General features: G+C 72.9%; 18 protein-coding genes. 13 read left to right on the top strand and 5 right to left on the bottom strand.

Features of this window, described 5'->3' with window-relative positions:
• Nucleotides 1-17: 17 nt before the first annotated feature.
• The 6 genes from JOE43_RS09775 to JOE43_RS09750 all read left to right on the top strand — a co-directional run bounded on the left by JOE43_RS09775 (nucleotide 18) and on the right by JOE43_RS09750 (nucleotide 5,866).
• On the top strand, nucleotides 18-1,079 hold the full coding sequence (locus JOE43_RS09775; protein WP_209517380.1) for an App1 family protein: 1,062 nt from the start codon (nucleotides 18-20) through the stop codon (nucleotides 1,077-1,079).
• 68 nt (nucleotides 1,080-1,147) lie between these two features.
• A complete protein-coding gene (locus JOE43_RS09770; protein ID WP_209517378.1) occupies nucleotides 1,148-1,546 on the top strand; it encodes a helix-turn-helix domain-containing protein in 399 nt (132 codons plus the stop codon).
• Nucleotides 1,543-2,826, top strand: a complete 1,284-nt coding sequence (locus JOE43_RS09765; RefSeq protein ID WP_209517376.1) for a type II toxin-antitoxin system HipA family toxin — start codon at nucleotides 1,543-1,545, stop codon at nucleotides 2,824-2,826. The genes JOE43_RS09770 and JOE43_RS09765 overlap by 4 nt, the downstream gene beginning before the upstream one ends.
• A gap of 71 nt (nucleotides 2,827-2,897) precedes the next feature.
• Complete coding sequence (locus JOE43_RS09760) at nucleotides 2,898-3,227, top strand: DUF6504 family protein (protein ID WP_056054147.1); 330 nt, start codon at nucleotides 2,898-2,900, stop codon at nucleotides 3,225-3,227.
• 106 nt (nucleotides 3,228-3,333) lie between these two features.
• Nucleotides 3,334-4,020, top strand: a complete 687-nt coding sequence (gene pnuC / locus JOE43_RS09755) for a nicotinamide riboside transporter PnuC (RefSeq protein WP_209517374.1) — start codon at nucleotides 3,334-3,336, stop codon at nucleotides 4,018-4,020.
• Nucleotides 4,021-4,027: 7 nt separating this feature from the next.
• The gene (locus JOE43_RS09750) at nucleotides 4,028-5,866 is read left to right on the top strand and encodes a glycoside hydrolase family 15 protein (protein WP_280921667.1); all 1,839 of its coding nucleotides are present in this window, start codon (nucleotides 4,028-4,030) and stop codon (nucleotides 5,864-5,866) included.
• A 129-nt stretch (nucleotides 5,867-5,995) separates the two neighbouring features.
• On the opposite strand, the gene JOE43_RS09745 is transcribed toward JOE43_RS09750, so the two are convergent.
• The 3 genes from JOE43_RS09745 to JOE43_RS09735 form a co-directional block, all read right to left on the bottom strand.
• Nucleotides 5,996-7,360, bottom strand: coding sequence for a glucose-6-phosphate dehydrogenase (locus JOE43_RS09745; protein ID WP_209517370.1), 1,365 nt, complete (start codon nucleotides 7,358-7,360; stop codon nucleotides 5,996-5,998).
• Nucleotides 7,357-8,232: an aldo/keto reductase gene (locus JOE43_RS09740; RefSeq protein WP_185232326.1), complete on the bottom strand. Its 876-nt coding sequence runs from the start codon at nucleotides 8,230-8,232 to the stop codon at nucleotides 7,357-7,359. The genes JOE43_RS09745 and JOE43_RS09740 overlap by 4 nt, the downstream gene beginning before the upstream one ends.
• A 194-nt stretch (nucleotides 8,233-8,426) precedes the next feature.
• Complete coding sequence (locus JOE43_RS09735) at nucleotides 8,427-9,755, bottom strand: FUSC family protein (protein ID WP_209517367.1); 1,329 nt, start codon at nucleotides 9,753-9,755, stop codon at nucleotides 8,427-8,429.
• Nucleotides 9,756-9,861: 106 nt separating this feature from the next.
• Here JOE43_RS09735 and JOE43_RS09730 point away from each other — a divergent pair, with 106 nt between their 5' ends.
• Genes JOE43_RS09730 through JOE43_RS09720 form a run of 3 tightly spaced genes read left to right on the top strand, consistent with a single transcriptional unit; the run spans nucleotide 9,862 to nucleotide 14,715 of the window.
• Nucleotides 9,862-13,350: a DNA polymerase III subunit alpha gene (locus JOE43_RS09730; protein ID WP_209517365.1), complete on the top strand. Its 3,489-nt coding sequence runs from the start codon at nucleotides 9,862-9,864 to the stop codon at nucleotides 13,348-13,350.
• Between the two features lie 10 nt (nucleotides 13,351-13,360).
• Nucleotides 13,361-14,383, top strand: coding sequence for a glutathione S-transferase family protein (locus tag JOE43_RS09725; protein WP_209517363.1), 1,023 nt, complete (start codon nucleotides 13,361-13,363; stop codon nucleotides 14,381-14,383).
• Complete coding sequence (locus JOE43_RS09720; RefSeq protein WP_307803310.1) at nucleotides 14,380-14,715, top strand: TraR/DksA family transcriptional regulator; 336 nt, start codon at nucleotides 14,380-14,382, stop codon at nucleotides 14,713-14,715. Before JOE43_RS09725 ends, JOE43_RS09720 begins: the two co-directional genes overlap by 4 nt.
• Here the strand turns inward: JOE43_RS09720 and JOE43_RS09715 are convergent.
• Nucleotides 14,712-15,422, bottom strand: coding sequence for a hypothetical protein (locus JOE43_RS09715; RefSeq protein ID WP_209517361.1), 711 nt, complete (start codon nucleotides 15,420-15,422; stop codon nucleotides 14,712-14,714). The two genes, JOE43_RS09720 and JOE43_RS09715, sit on opposite strands and share 4 nt — an antisense overlap.
• Before the next feature lie 66 nt (nucleotides 15,423-15,488).
• Here JOE43_RS09715 and rplU point away from each other — a divergent pair, with 66 nt between their 5' ends.
• The 4 genes from rplU (at nucleotide 15,489) to JOE43_RS09695 (ending at nucleotide 18,593) form a co-directional block, all read left to right on the top strand.
• A complete protein-coding gene (gene rplU / locus JOE43_RS09710) occupies nucleotides 15,489-15,797 on the top strand; it encodes a 50S ribosomal protein L21 (protein WP_056054115.1) in 309 nt (102 codons plus the stop codon).
• A gap of 16 nt (nucleotides 15,798-15,813) precedes the next feature.
• Nucleotides 15,814-16,083, top strand: a complete 270-nt coding sequence (gene rpmA / locus JOE43_RS09705; protein ID WP_056054111.1) for a 50S ribosomal protein L27 — start codon at nucleotides 15,814-15,816, stop codon at nucleotides 16,081-16,083.
• 132 nt (nucleotides 16,084-16,215) lie between these two features.
• Complete coding sequence (locus JOE43_RS09700; protein ID WP_209517360.1) at nucleotides 16,216-17,391, top strand: alcohol dehydrogenase catalytic domain-containing protein; 1,176 nt, start codon at nucleotides 16,216-16,218, stop codon at nucleotides 17,389-17,391.
• Nucleotides 17,392-17,630: 239 nt separating this feature from the next.
• Nucleotides 17,631-18,593 (top strand): phosphodiesterase, encoded by a 963-nt coding sequence (locus JOE43_RS09695; protein ID WP_209517358.1) that lies wholly within the window; start codon nucleotides 17,631-17,633, stop codon nucleotides 18,591-18,593.
• 848 nt (nucleotides 18,594-19,441) lie between these two features.
• On the opposite strand, the gene JOE43_RS09690 is transcribed toward JOE43_RS09695, so the two are convergent.
• On the bottom strand, nucleotides 19,442-20,272 hold the full coding sequence (locus JOE43_RS09690) for an oxygenase MpaB family protein (RefSeq protein WP_209517356.1): 831 nt from the start codon (nucleotides 20,270-20,272) through the stop codon (nucleotides 19,442-19,444).
• Between the last annotated feature and the right edge of the window lie 30 nt (nucleotides 20,273-20,302).

Below are 20,302 nucleotides of genomic sequence, written 5' to 3'. Positions count from 1 at the left end.
CGTGGGAGGATGACCGCATGCCCGACCCCCGAACGGTGACGTCGTCCGCCGTCGAGCCCCTCCTGCACCGCGCCGCCCGACTCGAGAACTCGGTCCACCGGTTCCGTGAGAAGCGGGCCCGCAAGCGGGGGCTGCTCCCGACGATCGTGCCGTACTCGGGCTACGGCTCGGCCGGCTGGGTGCGGGTGCTGTCCCGCGTGCTGCTCACGCGCACCGGGTCGCTCGACGGCACCGACCGCCTCAACGTGCGCGGCTGGCGGAGCTTCACCAGCGTGCCCGTCGAGCGGGCCGTCGTCGACGTGACGGTCGGCGGCCGCACCGTCCAGGTCACCACCGACCGCGGCGGGGTGCTCGACGCCCGGATCGAGGTCGACCTCGAGCCGGGCTGGCACCTCGTCACCCTGAGCACCGAGGGCTCGCGGCCGATCGAGGCCCCCGTGGTCGTGATCGACGCCGACGCCCGGTTCGGCATCGTCTCGGACATCGACGACACCGTCATGGTCACCTCGCTCCCCCGCCCTTTCCTGGCGGCGTGGAACACCTTCGTCCTCAACGAGCACGCCCGGCGCCCGGTGCCCGGCATGGCCGTCCTCTACGAACGGCTGCACACGGCCGCGGGCGGCTGCCCCGTGATCTACCTGTCGACCGGCGCCTGGAACGTCGCGCCGACGCTCTCGCGCTTCCTGTCGCGCAACCTCTACCCGAGCGGCCCGTTGCTGCTGACCGACTGGGGGCCGACCCACGACCGGTGGTTCCGCAGCGGCCGCCTGCACAAGCAGGGCTCGCTCGACCGTCTCGCCGAGGAGTTCCCCGACATGCGGTGGCTGCTGGTCGGCGACGACGGGCAGCACGACGAGGAGCTCTACGGGCGGTTCCTCCGGGACCACCCGGAGAACGTCGCCGCCGTGGCCATCCGCCAACTGTCGCCCAGCGAGGCCGTCCTGGCCGGCGGACGCTCGCGCTCCGAGCACGCACAGGGCAGCGACGCCGTCTGGGTCTCCGCGCCGGACGGTGCCGGGCTGTGGGAGCAGCTCGTCGACACCGACGTCGTCCCCCGCTCGGGAGACACCCGCCTCTGATACAGGGAAATCCCGTCATGGGAGGCGTTCTCGTGTCCTATCATCAGAAGATCAGGTACAGGAGCGACATGACCGAGATCACCGACCAGCCCGACGCTGCCCGCTCCACCCCGGAGTGGGAGGCGCGGATCGGCGCCCAGGTGCGCGCCCGACGCCTCGACCAGGGCCTCGACCAGATCTCGCTCGCGCGCCTCGCCGACGTGTCGACCAGCACCCTCCAGTCGCTCGAGAACGGCCGCGGCAGCACGGTGCGGAGCCTCGTCCGGGTGCTCCGGGCGCTCGGCGCGGAGTCCGCCCTCGACACCATCGCCCCGCACAGCGACGTGAGCCCGCTGGACGTGCTGCGCTCGGCGCCGGCGGCCCCTCGCCGTCGCGTCTACCGCCCCCGGGGCCCCCGGGCCAGCCGAGTCGTCCGTGACGACGCAGGGCGACGCGGCGAGCGCCCGTCCGGAGGGGCCGACGAGTGAGCTGGGTGCCGGTGCCCGCCGTCGAGGTGAGCGCCTGGGGCATGCGCGTCGGCGCGGTCGCGCCGGACCCCCGGCTCGGGGCGTACGTGTTCGAGTACTGGCCCGACTGGGTCGAGCGGGGCATCGAGCTCGCGCCGCTGACGATGCCGACCCGGGTGCGGCGCCACGTCTTCCCGCAGCTGCCGGAGGCGACGTTCCACCGCCTCCCCGCCCTGCTGGCCGACGCGCTGCCCGACGACTTCGGCAACGCGGTGATCGACGCGTGGCTGGCCCGACAGGGCGTCTCGCGCGCGGCGGTGACGCCGCTCGACCGGCTGGCCTACATGGCCGACCGTGCGATGGGCGCCCTCGAGTTCCGCCCCTCGCGGGGGCCGCGGCACCGCACGACGAGCGCGGTCGAGCTGAGCGCCCTGGTCGAGGGGGCCCGGAGCGTGCTCGACGGGAGCTTCGCGGACGACGAGGGAGCGGAGTCGGCGATCCGGTCGCTGATCCAGGTGGGCACCTCGGCGGGAGGGGCGCGGGCCAAGGCCGTCGTCGCGTGGGACAGGGCGACGGGCGAGGTGCGGTCGGGCCAGCTCCCAGCTCCCGAGGGGTTCGAGCACTGGCTGCTGAAGCTGGACGGCCTCGGGGCCGACGTCGAGCTCGGCCAGGGCTCGGCCACGGGTCGGGTCGAGTACGCGTACTCGCTGATGGCGAGGGCGGCGGGCATCGAGATGAGCGAGTGCCGGCTGCTGGAGGAGGGGGGCCGGGCGCACTTCATGACGCGGCGGTTCGACCGGTCGCCGGAGGGCAAGGTGCACTCGGTCACCCTCTGCGGGACGGCCCACCTCGACTACCGGCAGCGTCAGGTCCACGACTACGGGCAGCTCTTCGACGCCGTCGCCCGGCTCGGCGGCGGGCCCGGGGCGCGGGAGCAGGTGTTCCGGCGGATGGTCTTCAACGTGCTCGCGGCCAACAACGACGACCACACGAAGAACGCGTCGTTCCTGCTGCGGTCGCCGACCGCCTCCTGGGAGCTCGCGCCCGCCTACGACGTCACGTTCGCGCACAACCCCACCGGCCGGTGGACGTACCAGCACCTGATGGGGGTGGACGGCGTCTTCCGCGACGTCGCCCGGGCCGACGTCATGAGGCTGGCGGACCGCCACCTGGTGCCGGGCGCCTCGGACGTCGTCGACGAGGTGCGCGACGCGGTCGCGCGGTGGCGGGGCTTCGCCGACGAGGCGGGCGTCCCGGGCCGCGTCGTGGGCCACGTCGAGGAGTCGCTGCCCCGCTGGTGACCCCCCCCTGGCCGATGTCGGTGGGACTTCGTACACTCCTGGTCGAACGTACATTCGAACGAGGAGGCGACGTGAAGGTCGACGAACAGGTGCCGGTCGAGACCACGGAGGGCGGGGCGCCCCTCCGCTTCGTCTGGCGCGGGGTGGTCTACGGCGTCGTCAGCGCCCCTGAGATGTGGATGACCCGTCGGGAGTGGTGGCGCTCGGCGCCCCGGGCGCCCCGGGGCCTCGGGGCGGAGCTGCTCGAGCTGCCGGTGTGGCGCGTCGACGCCCTGCCGCTCACCGACGGGGCGCACCGCATCGACGGCACCTTCGACCTCGCGCTCGACCCGGCGGAGGGCGGCACCTGGCTGCTGCTCGGCGTCTACGACGACACCGTCGAGCAGCAGCTCTTCGCCTGAGGGGCGTCGACGCCCGACGAGCGCCCGGGCACCGGCGAGCGCGGCGGGAATGCCCGGCACGCCGGAGCCGTTCTCCCGCTGGGCCTCGGCAGACAGGGAGGTGCCCATGACCGTCATCCGGTGGTTGTTCGACGCACAGCTGATGATCGGCGACCAGACGATCCTCTGGCGCGAGATCGTCGGCAACGTGTTCGGGCTGCTCAGCGCCCTCGGCGGGATGCGCCGGAAGGTGTGGGCCTGGCCGGTCGGCATCGTGGGCAACGCCCTCCTCTTCACCGTCTTCCTCGGGGCGGTCTTCGACACGCCCAACCCGGTCAACCTGCTCGGCCAGGCCGGTCGGCAGGTCATGTTCATCGCCGTCTCGATCTGGGGCTGGTGGCGCTGGAACCAGAGCCGCGGCGACGCGGGCACCGCGGTCGAGCCGCGCTGGGCCGGCGCCCGCACCCGTGCCCTGCTCGTCGTCGGCCTGGTCGGCGGCACCGCCCTGCTCACCCCGGTGTTCAGCGCCCTGGGCTCCTACGAGCCGGTCTGGGCCGACGCCTGGATCTTCACCGGCTCGCTGCTGGCCACCTGGGGCATGGCGAAGGGCTGGGTCGAGTTCTGGCTGATCTGGGTCGCGGTCGACCTCGTCGGCACGCCCCTGCTCTTCAGCGCCGGCTACTACGCCTCCGGGCTGATGTACGTCTTCTACGGCGCCTTCACGCTCGCCGGGTTCTTCGTCTGGGCCCGGGCCAGGAGGCAGAAGCCCCTGGTCGAGACCCAGTGGCCCGACCCGACGCTCCAGCGCCGCTGACCGGGGGCTGAGGGGGCGACTCCCCCGGCGTGCTCACCACGCCGTCTGGTTCGATGGCGCCATGCCCCTGCCCATCGAGAACTACGCCCTGATCGGCGATCTGCACACGGGGTGCCTCGTCGGCACCGACGGCAGCATCGACTGGTCGTGCCTGCCGCGCTTCGACTCCGCCTCCGTCTTCGGCGCCCTGCTGGGCGACCGCGACCACGGCCGCTGGCTCGTCGCCCCGGCGGAGGCAGGGGCGACGGCGACCCGCCGCTACGTCGACGACACGTTCGTGCTCGTGACGCGCTGGACGACGTCGACCGGCGTCGTCGAGGTCACCGACCTCATGCCGGTCGGCGACCGGCGGGCGGACGTCGTGCGTCGCGTGACCGGCGTCGAGGGCACGGTGCGGATGCAGGAGGACCTGCGGATCCGGTTCGGCTACGCCGCCGCGCTGCCCTGGGTGCGCCAGCTGCCCGAGGGCGACGAGACCGCCCTGGTGGCGATCGCCGGCCCCGACGCGGTCGTGGTGCGGGGGCCCCACCTCACGGCGGCCGACCACACCCACGCCGCCGAGTTCGACGTCGCGGCCGGCGAGACCGTCGACATGACCTTCACCTGGTACCCCTCGCACCGCGAGCCGCCGACCGCTCCCGACGTCGACGCCGTGCTGGCCGACACCGTCCGCTGGTGGCAGGCCTGGGCCGCCCGCTCGCAGGAGCCCTCCGCCTACGACCGCGAGGTGCGCCGCTCGCTGCTCATCCTCCGGGCCCTCACGAACGAGGACACGGGCGGCATCGTCGCGGCCGCGACGACGAGCCTGCCGGAGTCGTTCGGCGGCTCGCGCAACTGGGACTACCGCTACGTGTGGCTGCGCGACGCGTCGATGACCCTCCAGGCGCTCATCCTGCACGGCTTCGCGGAGGAGGCCGAGAAGTGGCGCGGCTGGCTGCTCCGGGCGATCGCCGGCGATCCCGCCGACGTGCAGATCATGTACGGCCTCGCCGGCGAGCGGTACCTGCACGAGAGCGAGCTGGAGCACCTGCCGGGCTACGAGGGCGCCTCCCCCGTCCGGCTCGGCAACGCCGCGTTCACCCAGTACCAGGGCGACATCTTCGGCGAGGTCATGGTCGCCCTGCACGAGGCCCGTCAGCTCGGGGTGGCCGAGTCGGAGTACTCCTGGCCGCTGCAGCGCGCCCTGATGCAGTACGTCGAGGACAACTGGACCCGCCCCGACAACGGCATCTGGGAGATCCGCGGCGAACCGCAGCACTTCACCCACTCCCGCGTCATGATCTGGGCCGCCCTCGACCGAGCCGTCCAGGGCGTCGAGCAGTTCGGGCTCGACGGGCCCGTCGACCGGTGGCGGAGCCTCCGCGACGAGGTCCGTGCCGAGGTCGAGGAGCAGGGCTGGGACGCCGACCGGGGCACGTACACGCAGCACTACGGCTCGGCCGAGGTCGACGCCTCGCTGCTGCAGCTCGCCCAGGTGGGCTTCGTCGCCCCCGACGACCCTCGCATGCTCGGCACCGTCGCCGCGGTCGAGCACGACCTCCTCCAGGACGGCCTGCTGCTGCGCTACCGCACCGAGTCGGGGGTCGACGGCCTCGAGGGCACGGAGCACCCCTTCCTCACCTGCTCGTTCTGGCTGGCGGAGCAGTACGCCCGGTCGGGGCGCGTGGAGGACGCCGTGACGCTCATGGACCGTCTCGTCGGCTGGTGCAACGACGTCGGCATGCTCTCGGAGGAGATCGAGGTGTCCACGGGCCGCCACGTCGGCAACACCCCGCAGGCGCTGTCGCACCTCGCCCTCGTGCGAGCCGCCGACGCCATCGGCGGTGCCCTCGACGCGCGGCGCTGACGGACGCCCCGTCCGTCGAGACGGCGTCGCCCGTCGGCCCCGGCGGACACGACGAGGCCGCCCTGCCGGTGGGCAGGGCGGCCTCGTCGTGGGGCGGCGCTCAGGGCGCCGCCGGGCGGTCGGCGCCGATCAGGCGGGCCAGTCCGCGGGGCCGGTCGAGCCGGCCGCGTAGGTGTCGAGCGGCACGTCGCCGGCCGTCCAGGCGTCGACGACGGGCGCCACGATGGCCCAGCAGCGCTCCGCGACGTCGCCGCGGATCGACAGGGTCGGGTCGTCGTGGAAGATCCCGCTGAGCACCTCGCCGTAGGGCGTGAGCTCGGGCTTGCCCAGCGTGACCTGGAAGGTGGACTTCTCCAGGTCGAAGGGGTTGCCCTTGCCGTTGGTGGTGACGCCGAGCTCCATCGTCTCGGGGCTGATCTCGATGCGGAGCGTGTCGGGCGTCGACGAGCCGTTCAGGCCCTCGGGCAGCGCGGGGACGGGCTTGAAGGTGATCAGCACCTCCTTGCGGATCTTCGTCATGCCCTTGCCGGAGCGCAGGATGAAGGGCACGCCGGCCCAGCGACGCGTCTTGACCTCGAACTCGACCTCGGCGAGGGTCTCGGTCTGGCGCTCGTTGTCGACGCCCTCCTCGTCGGAGTACGACGGGACGTCCTTGCCGTCGATCGTGCCGGCCGTGTACTGCGCCCGACGGCTCGAGGCCACGGGGTCGCCGCCCTTGACCCAGGTGGCCCGCAGCACGCGTGCGATCTCGCTGCGCAGCTCGACCGAGTCGATGCTCGACGGGGCGTCCATCGCGATGACGGCGAGCACCTGCAGGAGGTGGCTCTGGATCATGTCAACCAGGGCGCCGGCCTTGTCGTAGTACTGCGCGCGGCCCTCGAGGCCGAGGACCTCGTCGTAGAAGATCTCGACCTTCTCGATGTTCTCGCCGTTCCACACCGGCTCGAAGAGGCGGTTCGCGAAGCGGAGGCCGATCATGTTGAGGACGGTCGCGCGGCCGAGGAAGTGGTCGGTCCGGTGGATGCGCTCCTCCGGGACGATCTTCAGCAGCTCGGCGTTCAGCTCACGCGCGCTCTCCTCGTCGGAGCCGAAGGGCTTCTCGAGGGCGAGGCGCAGGCCGTCGGGCAGGTCGATCTCGGCGAGCGCCTGGATCACCTTGGTGCTGATCGCCGGGGGCAGCGCGAAGTACATCACCGGGGTGCCCTCGGAGGCCTCGAAGAGGGCCTTGAGGTGCTCGACGGTGGTGGGGTCGCCCTGCATGTAGCGGCTGGAGGCGAGGGTCTTCTTCGCGAGGTCGCTGCCGGCGTCGCCGTTGAAGGCCGTCTTGACGACGCCGTCCCACTCGTCGGGGGTGCGCTCGCTGCGGCCGGTGCCGATGAGCTGGACGTCGACGCCGCGGTCGCTCTTCAGGAGGCTGGCGAGGCCGGGCAGCAGGAGGCGCTCGGTGAGGTCGCCGGAGGCTCCGAGGATGATGAGGGTGGTGGTGTCGGTCACTGTGCAGCTTTCGTGAGGGCGGCGAACTCGTCGTCGCTGAGGTCGATCTGGGCGGCGGCGACGTTGTCCTCCAGGTGCGAGACGCTGGACGTGCCGGGGATGGGGAGCATGACCGGCGAGCGCCGGAGCAGCCACGCGAGGGCGAGCTGCGAGGGGGTGGCGTCGTGCTCGGTCGCGAGGGCGTCGAGCGGCCCGCCCGGTGCGGCGAGCGCGCCGGTGGCGAGCGGGAACCACGGGATGAAGGCGATGCCCTCGGCCTCGCTGTGGTCGAGCAGCGCCTCGGCGTCGCGGGAGGCGAGGTTGTAGAGGTTCTGGACGGAGGCGATGGTCGCGGTCTGCTGCGCCTCCTTGAGCTCGTCGACGGAGACCTCGGAGAGGCCGATGTGGCGGATCTTGCCCTCCTGCTGCAGGGCGGCGAGCTCGCCGACCTGGTCGGCGAGGGGCACGGCCGGGTCGATGCGGTGCAGCTGGAAGAGGTCGATGCGGTCGAGCCCGAGGATGCGGAGGCTCATCTCCACCTGCTGGCGGAGGTACTCGGGGCGGCCGACGGGTCGCCAGTCGCCGGGGCCCGGGCGGGTGAGGCCGGCCTTGGTGGCGATGACGACGTCGTCGCCGTAGGGGTGCAGGGCCTCGCGCAGCAGCGGCTCGGCCACGTCGGGGCCGTAGGAGTCGGCGGTGTCGAAGAAGGTCACGCCGAGCTCGACGGCCCGCCGGATGACCCGGACGGCCTCGTCGTGGTCACGGGGCTGGCCCCAGACCCCCTCGCCGGTGAGCTGCATGGTGCCGTACCCGAGGCGGGTGACGGGGAGGTCGCCTCCGATGGTGAACTGCCCGGAGGCAGCCGCCGACGGGGACGTGGTGTCGGTGGTCATGGTCGTCCTTCCTCGATGCGGGCCGAGAGCTGCGGACGACGAGCGCGTCCGCGCCGGTGTGCTGGGGGCCCCGGTGGGTCAACGCGACGGGCGGCGGACCATTCCCGGCCCCCGCGGGGCCGCCCGGGGAGGGCAGCGCGTCGCGCTCGGGCGCCGGTGCCCGGTCAACCGTACTGCTCCCGCGGGGAGCACGTTCACCGGCGGGGCTCGGTGTCGCGGGGCGCGGTGGGGTCGTCGACGGGGCCGGTGCTGTCGGTGCCGCCCTCGGTCGGTCCGTCGCCCGCGCGGCCGTCGGCGGGGCCGGTGTCGGCCTCGGTGTCGCTCCCCGCGCCTCCCCCGCCCTCGTCGTCCGCCCCCGTGTCGTCCGGCACCGCGTCGTCGTCGGGTCGGGGCGCCGTGGTGTCGTCGGGGTCGAGCGCGGCAATGATGCGGCCCATCGAGACGGCGATCGAGACGCCCCCGCTGGTGTCGGTGGTGGGCAGGTGCCGGTGCTCGTCGATCGCCTCCCAGAGGTCGGCGACCCGGCGCCGGGCCTCGACGAACGCGTCGACGTCGTCGCCGCCCCGGAGCCGGACGACCTCGGCGACGGCGTGCGCGGCGCGGGCGACGACCGGCGCGAGCTCCTCGACGATGCCGATCTGGCGGCCGATGCGGCGCCCCAGGATGCCGGAGACCTCCGCCATGTCCTGGAGGTGGAACCCGACGCGCTCGAAGACGACGAGGTCGGCGTACTCCTGGCCGAGGTCGCGGCGCCGGAGCTTCCAGCGCGGGTTGAGCCGTCGGGACTCGTCGGCGTACTGCACGGCGTCGCGCACCCGCCGGAGGGTGCCGGGCAGCTCCGCCACGCGTCGCTCCCAGTCGTCGCCCTCGAGCGGCCAGCGGGCCTCGAAGACCGCGGCGACGTCGTCGGTGCGGTCGGCGAGCGAGGCCTGCAGCGAGCGCAGCCGCTCGTCGGCCCGCCCGGCGTAGAGCGGCGGCACGAGGAGGTAGTTGACCGTCAGCCCGACCACGACGCCGACCGCGACCTGGATGACGTAGCCCGTCGAGTAGTCGGCCTGGTCGCCCTCCGTGGTCGCGCTGCCGCCGAGCAGCAGCACGAAGAGCCCGGCCGTGAGCACCCAGTCCCGCCCGGCGCCGAGCCGGCGGATGCCCGCGAGCAGCGTTCCCACGCCGACGACCGCCGCGACGGCGAGCACGCCGGGCTGCCCCTCCTGCAGCGAGAAGACGACCGTGGCCAGCACGATGCCCACGACGAGGCCGAGCAGGGTCTGCACGCCCTGGCGGAGCGACGCCTTGATGGTCGGGTACATCGCGATCACCGCGCCGAGCGGGGCGTAGTACGGGTACTCGGCCGCCACGCCGGGCACGTGCGGCGCCAGCCAGTAGGCGAGGGCCGCGGCGAGCGCCGCCTTCACGGCCAGCAGGAGGCGCGGCTGGCCGAGCAGGACGCGCGCCCACCGCGAGGCGGTGCGGACGTCACCCCGGACGTCGGGGCGGGAGCCGCTCGGGCGTCGGTCGGGCATGCACCGATGATGACAGCCCGGCGGCGGTGCGGCCCAGCCGAGGACGTACACTGATCGAACACACGTTCGACCAGACCTGGCCGGGGTCCCGACTCGGAGCACGACCATGCGCTTCACCCACCTCCACGTGGCCTCCTCGTTCAGCGCGCACCACGGCACGACCCCGCCCGCCCAGCTGGTCGAGCGGGCGGCGGCCGACGAGGCCGACGCCCTCGCGATCACCGACCGCGACGGGCTCTACGGGGCGATCCGGCACATCGGGGCCTGCCGGTCGGCCGGCATCGACCCGATCGTCGGGGTGGAGCTGGGCTGCGCCGACGACCGGGCGGAGGCGGCGACGGCGACGGCGACCGGCAGCCGGACGGCCGCCTCCGCCGCGGCCCCGGTCGACCGGGTCGTGGTGCTCGCCCACGGCTCCGGCGAGGGCCGGGCCGGCGAGGGCTGGGCGGCTCTCTGCCGCCTGATCAGCGCCGCGCACGGCCGGGCCACGCGCCGGGCGGCGGGCAGCGCCAACAGCACGGCGACCATCGGGCGCTCCCGGCTGCGGGCGTTCCTGCGGGGCGACGAGGGCGCCTCCGCCACGGTGCTGCTGGGCCCCGACTCCGACGTGGGCCGGCTGGTGCGCGAGGGGCGCAGCACCGCGGCCGCCGCCTTCCTCGCCGACTGGGCCCGCGAGCTGCCGGGGGGCGTCGTCGTCGAGGTCGTCTGCCACCTCACCGAGCCCGGCGAGAGCCGGAGCGTGCGGCACGCGGCCCGGATGCTCGAGCTCGCCGAGCACGTGGGGGTGCCGGCGGTGCTGACGAACGCGGTGCGCTACCTCGATGCCGACGGCGCGGTGACGGCCGACGTGCTCGACTCGGCGGGCCACCTGGCACCGCTCGGCTCCTTCACGCCGCAGCCCAACGCGCAGGCGACCCTGAAGGACGGCGCGGCGATGCGCGCGATCGCCCACCTCGTCGCCGACGCCTCGTCGCTGTCGCGCCGGGCGGCGGAGGAGATGCTCGCCGCGACCGAGCGGCTGGCCGACCGCTGCCGGCTCGACCCCGACGCCGACCTCCGCTGGCGGCAGCCCAAGGTGCCCGAGCTGAGCGCGATCGGCGTCGAGGGCGACCCCGACCAGGTGCTGCTCCGCCGGGCGGAGGCGGGGGTCACGGCCCGCTTCGGGCACGCGGGCCAGGGCCTCCGCCGCACCGTCGAGGAGCGCATGCGCTACGAGCTGGGCATCATCTCGGGCTTCGGCTTCGCGGGCTACTTCCTCACCGTCGCCGACGTCTCGCAGCTGATGCGCGACATGAGGGTCAGGAACGCCGCCCGCGGGTCGGGCGCGGGCAGCCTCGTCACCTACCTGCTGCGCATCTCGAACGTCGACCCGATCGAGCACGACCTGCTCTTCGAGCGGTTCCTCGGCAACAAGCGGGAGACCCTGCCCGACATCGACATCGACGTGGAGTCGGCCCGGCGGCACGAGATCTACCGGGCGATCTTCGACCGCTACGGCAGCAACCGGGTCACCCTCATGTCGATGCAGTCGACCTACCGGGGCCGGGGGGCCGTCCGTGACGCCGGCCAGGCGCTCGGCCTCGACGACGAGCAGATCGACATGGTCGCCAACAACGTGTGGCGCTCCAACGCCCGTGACCTCCGCACCGCCATGGCGGAGAAGCCCGAGCTGCGCGCCATCGCCGACCTCGCGCGGCAGAACGGCCAGATCGACCTCCTCGTCGACCTGACCGAGCGGCTCGACCGGCTCCCCCGGCACATCTCGATGCACCCGTGCGGCGTGATCCTCGGCGACTCCGACCTGCTCAGCACGACGCCCGTGCAGCCGAGCGGCATCGGCCTGCCGATGAGCCAGTTCGACAAGCACGACATGAACGACGCCGGCCTCCTCAAGCTCGACGTGCTCGGGGTCCGGATGCAGAGCTCGATGGCCTACGCCCTCGACGAGATCGAGCGGGTCAACGGCTCCCGCGCAGCCGTCGCGGGCGGCCTCTCGGTCGACGTGCCCTACGTGAACCGCGAGGGGCGGGTCGAGCTCGACGAGATCCCCCACGACGACGAGCCCACCTTCGAGGCCATCCGCACCACGCACACGCTCGGCATGTTCCAGATCGAGAGCCCGGGCCAGCGCGAGCTGATCGGCAAGATGCAGCCCGACCGCTACAGCGACCTGATCGCCGACATCTCGCTGTTCCGCCCCGGGCCGATGAAGGGCAACATGGTCGCGCCCTTCCTCGACACCAAGCACGGCTTCCAGCAGCCCGACTACCTGCACCCGAGCTTCGCGTCGTTCCTCGACGACAGCTACGGGGTCGTGATCTACCACGAGCACGTCCTGCGGATCCTCGAGGCGACGATGGAGGTGTCGCTCGCCGAGGCCGACGAGCTCCGCCGGCACATGGGCAAGGGCGCCGACGACGACCTCGAGGTGGAGTTCCGGCGCCGCACGCGGGCCAACGTCGACGAGCGGGGCAGGAGGCGCTTCACCGACGCGCAGGTCGACCGGATCTGGGCGGTGCTCAAGGGGTTCGGCTCGTTCGGCTTCTGCAAGGCGCACGGAGCGGCCTTCGCCCTGCCCACCTACCAGAGTGCCTGGCTGAAGACCCACTACCCCGCGGAGTTCCTCGCGGGGCTGCTCACCCACGACCCCGGCATGTACCCGAAGCGGCTGCTGCTCACCGAGGCACGACGCATGGGGGTGCCCGTGCTGCCGCTCGACGTCAACCAGTCGACCGACGTCTACAGCGTCGAGCGCGTGCGCGCCCCCGCGACCCCGATCGCCCCGAGCCGCCCCGGCGACCTCGGCATCCGGCTCTCGCTCGCCGACGTGCACGGCATCACCGACGCCGAGCTCGCGCGGATCGTCGTGGGCCGGCCCTACGACTCCATCACCGACTTCTGGCAGCGCGCGACGCCGTCACGGCGGCTCGTGGAGCGCCTCGCGCAGGTCGGGGCGCTCGACTCGCTGGCCGGCCCGGGCCGCACGCGGGGCGACGTGCTGGCCCGTGTGCGGTCGCTGACCCAGCGCACCGCCCGGCCCCGCGCCTCCGACGTCGAGAACCAGCTCGACTTCAGCGTCGACGACTCGGCCGAGGTGCCGACCGGCACGCCCGACGTGAGCCTCCGCGACCGGGTCAGCGACGAGCTCGACATCCTCTCGATGGAGGTCAGCGAGCACGTCGTCGAGAGCTACCGGCCGATGCTCGACGACCTCGGGGTCACGCGGGCCGCCGACCTGCGCGACCACTGGAACGGCACGACCGTGCTCGTCGCCGGCATCCGCATCGCCACGCAGACGCCGCCCATGCGCAGCGGCAAGCGGGTCGTCTTCATCAGCCTCGACGACGGCACCGGCTGCGCCGACGCGACCTTCTTCGAGGAGGCCCAGTCGCGGGCGGGCTCGCTGCTCTTCGGCACCAAGCTCATGCTGATCCAGGGGCGCACCCGGCGCACCGGGGAGAAGGGCATCTCGCTGGAGGCGGAGAACGCCTGGGACTTGAAGGCGATGTGGCGCGACTGGCAGGCGAGCCGTGCCTCGGCCGCCTCCGGGCCGGGGGGCGCCGAGCTGCCCGACCTCTCGGACGCCCCTGCGTAGGGTGGCGGGCATGAGCGACGACCAGCAGGCGAAGGGCACGTACGTCGAGCCCGGCCAGGAGTACACCCGCGACACGAACTACATCGAGGACAGGATCACGCGCGACGCCGTCGACGGCTGGCCCGTCGAGCCGGGCCGGTACCGCCTGGTCGCCGCCCGGGCCTGCCCCTGGGCAAACCGCACCGTCATCTCGCGCCGCCTCCTCGGCCTCGAGGACGTCATCTCGCTCGGCCTGCCCGGCCCCACCCACGACGCCCGCAGCTGGACCTTCGACCTCGACCCCGACGGCCGCGACCCGGTGCTCGGCATCGAGCGCCTGCAGGAGGCCTTCTTCGCCCGCACGCCCGACTACGCCCGCGGCATCACCGTGCCCGCGATCGTCGACGTGCCGAGCGGCAAGGTCGTCACCAACGACTTCCCGCAGATCACGCTCGACTTCGCCACCGAGTGGCGCGAGCACCACCGCGAGGGCGCGCCCGACCTCTACCCCGATCACCTGCGGGCCGAGATCGACGAGGTGAACGCGGTCGTGTTCCGCGACGTCAACAACGGCGTCTACCGCGCGGGGTTCGCCGGGTCGCAGAAGAGCTACGAGCGGGCGTACGACACGCTGTTCGCCCGTCTCGACTGGCTCTCCGAGCGCCTGGAGGGCCAGCGGTTCCTCGTCGGCGACACGATCACCGAGGCCGACATCCGCCTCTTCACCACCCTCGCCCGCTTCGACGCGGTGTACCACGAGCACTTCAAGTGCAACCGCTCGAAGCTCACCGAGATGCCGGTGCTCTGGGCCTACGCCCGCGACCTGTTCCAGACCCCCGGGTTCGGCGACACGATCGACTTCGCGCAGATCAAGGCGCACTACTACGTCGTGCACAGCGACATCAACCCGACCGGCATCGTGCCCGCCGGCCCCGACCCGTCGGGCTGGCTGACCGCCCACGGCCGGGAGGAGCTCGGCGGCCGGCCCTTCGGCGACGGCACCCCGCCGCCCCCGCCGCGCGAGGGCGAGCAGGTGCCGCCGCTCGTCGCGTGATCGACCCGGGCGACCAGCTGCGCGCCACCCGCGACGACGCGCTCGCCCTGGCCGTGCGCCTCCGACAGGACATGGAGGCGGTGGCCGCGGCCCGCGAGGGGGCCAACGTCGACGACGAGCACGACCCCGAGGGGTCGACGATCGCCTACGAACGGTCGCAGCTCGACGCGGTGCGGCGGTCGGCCCTCGAGCGGGCCGACGACGCCGACGCGGCGCTGCGGCGGCTCGCCGACGGGACGTTCGGCCGCTGCGAGCGGTGCTCGGCCCGGATCGGCGAGGCGAGGCTCGCGGCCCGGCCGACCGCGCGGCTCTGCATCGACTGCGCGCGCTAGCTCGCGACGGGGCCGGGCGCACCGGGGTCGGGCGCACCGGGGTCGGGCGCAGCGGCGGGGTCGGGAGCAGCGGTGGGGTCGGCGACCGCGTACACGCCGTGCCCGACCCGCTCGAGCCTCCCCTGGCGGGTCAGGACGCTGAGGGTCGAGAGGACGCTGCTGCGGCGGTACCCCGGCAGCGCGGCCACGAGCGCGGTCGTCGACAGCGGCCCCGCACGGAGGGCCTCGGGGATGCGGTCGGCGAGCGACGCGCCCGAGCCGACCCCCGCCTCCTCGACGTCGCCCTCCCCGTCGGCCCCCGCGCGGTCGGCGCGGTAGTCCGCCCTGGCCTGGTCGAGGTCGTCGGCCGACACCCGTGTGGTGCCGCCGTCCGCCCCTGAGGCGTGCGCGTAGGGGGCGAGCGTCAGCGACCGCCCGACGCGGGCGTACACGGCCGACGCGCTGGTGCCCTGGTGCTCGGCGATCTCGGGGTAGGAGGCGCCGCCGAGCAGCAGCACCGCCTCGCCCTCCAGCCCCAGCCACTGGCCGAGCGTCGCGATCTCCCACCCGGCCGTCGTGACGGCCGAGCCCCACACCTCGATGTCGTCGGCGTGCTCGGAGGTGAGGCCGTCGAGGTCGTCGAGCAGGTCGAGCAGCCGCTGTCGGGCGTCGGCGACGATCTCCGCGGTGAACCGCGGCGGGCGCTGAAGTTTGATCGGTCGTGACATCTGTGAAAGACTATCCAAGTTGTCCGAACGCGGGCACCTCACACTTAGCTGCACCAAGGAGATCCCATGGCTTTCGCAATCGTGCGTGCCGGCGGTCGTCAGGAGAAGGTCGAGGTCGGGACGATCCTGACCGTCGACCGTCTCAAGGCGAACACGTCCGACACCGTCTCGTTCGTCCCCGTCCTGCACGTCGACGGCGACACCGTCCTCTCGGGCGACGACCTCGCCTCGGTGACCGTCGAGGGCGAGGTCCTCAACGACCTCCGCGGCCCGAAGATCGTCATCCAGAACTACAAGAACAAGACCGGCTACAAGCGTCGCATGGGCTTCCGTGCCGACCTCACCCGCGTCAAGATCACCAAGATCTCCAAGTAAAGGGAGCTGAGCACACATGGCACACAAGAAGGGCGCATCGTCCACCCGCAACGGTCGTGACTCGAACGCTCAGCGCCTCGGCGTGAAGCGCTTCGGCGGCCAGGTCGTCCTCGCCGGCGAGATCCTCGTCCGCCAGCGCGGCACCCACTTCCACCCCGGCGCCAACGTCGGCCGTGGCGGCGACGACACGCTGTTCGCCCTCGCCCCCGGCGCGGTCGAGTTCGGCACCAAGGGCGGCCGCAAGGTCGTCAACATCGTCGCCTCCGCCGTGAGCGTCGACGCGTAGCACCCCCCCGGCCGCACCTGCGGCACTGCTGAGGCGGTCGCCCCCTGACGGGGCGGCCGCCTCCGTCGTCTCCGCGACACCTGTACCCCACGGGGCCAGCGCGCTCCCTGCCGCCGGGCGTAGACGGGAGGCATGAAGGCTCTCACCTACCAGTCCATCGCCGACGTCGCCGTCACCGAGGTGCCCGACCCCACGATCGTGGAGCCGACCGACGCGGTGATCAAGGTCACCTCGGCCGCGATCTGCGGCAGCGACCTGCACCTCTACGACGTCTTCGACCCCTACCTCGACAAGGGCGACGTCCTCGGCCACGAGACCATGGGCGTCGTCACCGCCGTCGGCTCGGCCGTCTCGCGCATCCAGGTCGGCGACCGCGTCGTCGTCCCGTTCGTCATCGCCTGCCGTGCGTGCTTCATGTGCGAGCGAGGCCTGTTCTCGCAGTGCGAGACCACGCAGGTGACCGAGTACGGCTCCGGCGCGACCCTCTACGGCTACACCAAGCTCTACGGCCAGGTGCCCGGCGGCCAGGCCGAGCAGCTGCGCATCCAGCGCGCCGACGCCAACCTCGTGAAGGTCGGGCACGACCTCCCCGACGAGCGCTACCTCTTCCTCAGCGACATCCTCCCCACGGCGTGGCAGGGCGTCGAGTACGCGCAGGTGCCCGAGGGAGGCACGCTGGTCGTCCTGGGGCTCGGTCCCGTCGGCCAGTTCGCGGCCCGCATCGGCGTGCACAAGGGCTTCCGGGTGATCGGCGTCGACCCCGTCCCCGAGCGCCGCGCCATGGCCGAGCGCCACGGCGTCGAGGTGCTCGACCTCACGAAGGACGTCGCCGACGTCATCAAGGGCATGACCGACGACCGCGGCCCCGACTCCGTCGTCGACGCCGTCGGCATGGAGGCCCACGACCACGGCGGCGTCAGCATGGTGCAGAAGTTCGCCGCGGCCCTGCCCGACAAGGTCGGCCAGGCGCTCATGCAGAAGGCCGGCGTCGACAGCCTCAGCGCCATGCACCTCGCCTTCGAGGTCGTCCGACGCGGCGGCACCGTCTCGCTGTCGGGCGTCTACGGCGGAACGGCCGACCCGACTCCCTTCCTCACCCTCTTCGACAAGCAGATCACCATCAAGATGGGCCAGTGCAACGTCCACCAGTGGATGGACACCCTGATGCCCCTCGTCGAAGACCCGGCCGACCCGCTCGGCACCGAGGACCTCACGACCCACCCGGTGCCCCTCGACCGCGCGCCGGAGATGTACGAGCTCTTCAAGAAGAAGGAGGACGGCTGCATCAAGGTGGTGCTCAAGCCGTAGCGCGACTCCCCGCAGGTCCCCGCCGGGCCCCGCTCCGCCCCGTCCTGGGGCCTGGCGGGGCCCTCCGCGCGTCTGTAGCGTCGCGGGGCGTCGACGTGTCCGATCAGTTCGCTGATCGTTCACCCGAACACGCACCGACGTTCACCGGCCGTGGAGCAAACGAATGGTGGACTGGTGACGAAGGAACAACGAGGGCCTCGTCCTGGGGCCGTCGTCGGCGACACGTGAATGAGAGAACCATGGATCTCCGGACGGCCGAGCACCCGAGGCCCGACCACTTCATCCTGCACCTCAGCGACACCCACCTCGTCGGCGGTGACGCCGACCTCTACGGCGACGTCGACAGCGAGGGTCGTCTCGCACAGATCCTCGCCGGGGTCGAGGCCTCCGGGATGCGACCGGAGGCGATCATCCTCACCGGCGACCTCGCCGACAAGGGCGAGCCGGCCGCTTACCGCAAGCTCCGGGCCCTGCTCGAGCCGGTCGCGGAGCGCCTCGGGGCCCAGATCATCTGGGCCATGGGCAACCACGACGAGCGCGGCGCGTTCCGTGAGCAGCTCTTCGGGCAGATGCCCTCCGACCGCCCCGTCGACTTCGTCTACGACGTCGACGGCCTGCGCGTCATCACGCTCGACACGTCGGTGCCGGGCCACCACCACGGCGAGCTCACCGGCGACCAGCTCGACTGGCTGGCGGAAGAGCTCTCGACCCCCGCGGAGCACGGCACCATCATCGCCATGCACCACCCGCCGGTGCCCAGCGTGCAGGACCTCAGCGTCCTGGTCGAGCTGCGCGACCAGGCGTCGCTGGCCGAGGTCATCGAGGGCAGCGACGTCCGGTCGATCATCGCCGGGCACCTGCACTACTCGACCACGGCGATGTTCGCGGGCGTGCCCGTCTCGGTGGCCTCCGCCACCTGCTACACGCAGGACCTCGCCGTCGGCGGCACCCGCGGCCGCGACGGCGCGCAGTCGTACAACCTGGTGCACGTCTACGCCGACACGGTCGTGCACTCGGTCGTGCCGATCGGCTCGTACGCGACGGTCGGCGAGTACGTCTCGCCCTCGTCGACGGCGGAGCGCCTCGCCCTCGCCGGCGTGCGGATCGCCCCCGCCGCGCCCCGCCACCGCCGGACCGACACCGCCCCGGTGCCCGTCGTCACCCGCGACCTCGCGCTGACCGGCCCCATCGACACCCTCTGACCCGAGCCGGCCGGCCGCTGCCGGTCGGCCCTGTCGGCAACTCCTGCGCCGTGTCCCGCTCGCCGTTGCCGTCGCCGTTCCGGCGACGTCGCGCAGGAGTCGTCGACACGTCTCACGGGTCTTCGGCATCGTCTCCGCACCCGCACCTCCTCGCTCGGGCCGGACGGCCCTGAGCACGGCGCACGGGCGCCACGTCGGCAACTCCTGCGCCGTGTCCCGCTCGCCGCTGCCGTCGCCGTTCCGGCGACGTCGCGCAGGAGTTGTCGACGGTCGGCGCGCCCCGCAGTCGTGTCAGGGGGCAGATCGTGCCCTCATGCGGCGTTCGGCGTTTCGTGTCTGAGTCCGGCGTTCCGTGTTCGGCGTTCGGCGGTCCGTGTTCGGCGTTCGGCGGTCCGTGTTCGGCGTTCGGCATTCGGCGTACGGCGTCCGGCGTCCGGAGTCCGGAGTCCGGCGTCCGGCGTCCGGAGTCCGGAGTCCGGAGTCCGGCGTTCGGAGTTCGGCGTACGGCGTACGGCGTACGGCGTTCGGAGTTCGGCGTACGGCGTACGGCGTACGGCGTACGGCGTTCGGAGTTCGGCGTACGGAGTTCGGAGTTCCGAGTTCCGAGTTCCGAGTTCCGAGTTCGGAGTTCGGAGTTCGGAGTTCGGCGGACAGGGTCCTGCAGTCGGCATTCGGCATTCGGCGTTCGGCGTTCGGCGTTCCGAGTTCGGAGTTCCGAGTTCCGCGTTCGGCGTTCGGGATCTGAGACATCACCTCACCGCGGGGCGCTCGAGAGCAGGGCCCCGCGGACGATCGGCGAGAGGGCGACACGACGCGACGGCGATCGACGACGCGACCCTGGCTGGCTCCTAGACCGCCCGCTCCGGACCCTGCTGCGCCATGTAGCTCCGCAGCCGACGGAGGTAGTGGTCCCGCAGGACGTGCCGCACCCGGCCAGGCAGCCGCGGCACGACGACCCGGCTCACGCCCACGACGAGGTCGAAGAGCCGCTGCCGCCCCGCTCCCCACGGCAGCCCGAACGCCTCCCTGACCGTCGTCGGCAGCAGCCCCGCCGTCACGAGGCGCGCCAGCGGCATGGCCAGCCGCAACGCCACGGGCACGTTGACGGGGTGCAGCAGCTGGTACGCGACGTCGCGGGTGACCGCGTCGACGGACAGCCCGGCGAGCTGGGCGTCCCACCAGGCGCGGAAGTCGGCCCGGGTCGCCGGCCACAGTTCGGGAGGCATCTGGAGCGCCGAGCCGACCACGACGTACTCGCGGTACACGTCCTCCGCGGCCTGGGGCGAGAGCGCACCGTGGACGCGCTCGTAGAGCGAGATCGCCGAGTCGTACAGCGTCGCCGCCACCCACAGCTGCAGCTGCGGGTCGACGGCGTCGTAGGAGACCGGCGAGGAGGCGGTGCTCCTGACGGGCCGGTGGGCCCGGTCCACGAGCGCCCGCACGAATGCCACCTCCTCGGGCGTGCCGAAGACGATGGCGTAGAGGTAGGTCATCGTGCCGTGCAGGCGGGCGAGCGGCCGGTCGACGAAGTCGCTGTGGTCGGCGACCCCGTGCCCCACGGCCGGGTTCGCGAGCTGGAGCAGGATGGCCCGGCCGCCGCCGCCGAGCAGCAGAGACTCCCCCGCCATGTCGGAGATCGAGCGCACGTCGGCGCCCCACCGCACGCCGTCGCCCCTCATGCCGTCAGCCTACGCGCGGCGAGGAGCGGG

The sequence above is a fragment of the Frigoribacterium sp. PvP121 genome (assembly GCF_017833115.1).
GTDB classification, from domain to species: Bacteria; Actinomycetota; Actinomycetes; order Actinomycetales; family Microbacteriaceae; genus Frigoribacterium; species Frigoribacterium endophyticum.
Note: the sequence above shows the minus strand (reverse complement) of the source record. Positions and strands in the feature narration are given on the sequence as shown.

Bases quoted from the DNA above. Each gene is read 5' to 3' on its own strand.
- JOE43_RS09775 (WP_209517380.1), top strand. From the start codon at position 18: ATGCCCGACCCCCGAACGGTGACGTCGTCCGCCGTCGAGCCCCTCCTG.
- JOE43_RS09770 (WP_209517378.1), top strand. From the start codon at position 1,148: ATGACCGAGATCACCGACCAGCCCGACGCTGCCCGCTCCACCCCGGAG.
- pnuC (WP_209517374.1), top strand. From the start codon at position 3,334: ATGACCGTCATCCGGTGGTTGTTCGACGCACAGCTGATGATCGGCGAC.
- JOE43_RS09740 (WP_185232326.1), bottom strand. From the start codon at position 8,232: ATGACCACCGACACCACGTCCCCGTCGGCGGCTGCCTCCGGGCAGTTC.
- JOE43_RS09735 (WP_209517367.1), bottom strand. From the start codon at position 9,755: ATGCCCGACCGACGCCCGAGCGGCTCCCGCCCCGACGTCCGGGGTGAC.
- JOE43_RS09730 (WP_209517365.1), top strand. From the start codon at position 9,862: ATGCGCTTCACCCACCTCCACGTGGCCTCCTCGTTCAGCGCGCACCAC.
- JOE43_RS09725 (WP_209517363.1), top strand. From the start codon at position 13,361: ATGAGCGACGACCAGCAGGCGAAGGGCACGTACGTCGAGCCCGGCCAG.
- JOE43_RS09715 (WP_209517361.1), bottom strand. From the start codon at position 15,422: ATGTCACGACCGATCAAACTTCAGCGCCCGCCGCGGTTCACCGCGGAG.
- rplU (WP_056054115.1), top strand. From the start codon at position 15,489: ATGGCTTTCGCAATCGTGCGTGCCGGCGGTCGTCAGGAGAAGGTCGAG.
- rpmA (WP_056054111.1), top strand. From the start codon at position 15,814: ATGGCACACAAGAAGGGCGCATCGTCCACCCGCAACGGTCGTGACTCG.
- JOE43_RS09700 (WP_209517360.1), top strand. From the start codon at position 16,216: ATGAAGGCTCTCACCTACCAGTCCATCGCCGACGTCGCCGTCACCGAG.
- JOE43_RS09695 (WP_209517358.1), top strand. From the start codon at position 17,631: ATGGATCTCCGGACGGCCGAGCACCCGAGGCCCGACCACTTCATCCTG.
- JOE43_RS09690 (WP_209517356.1), bottom strand. From the start codon at position 20,272: ATGAGGGGCGACGGCGTGCGGTGGGGCGCCGACGTGCGCTCGATCTCC.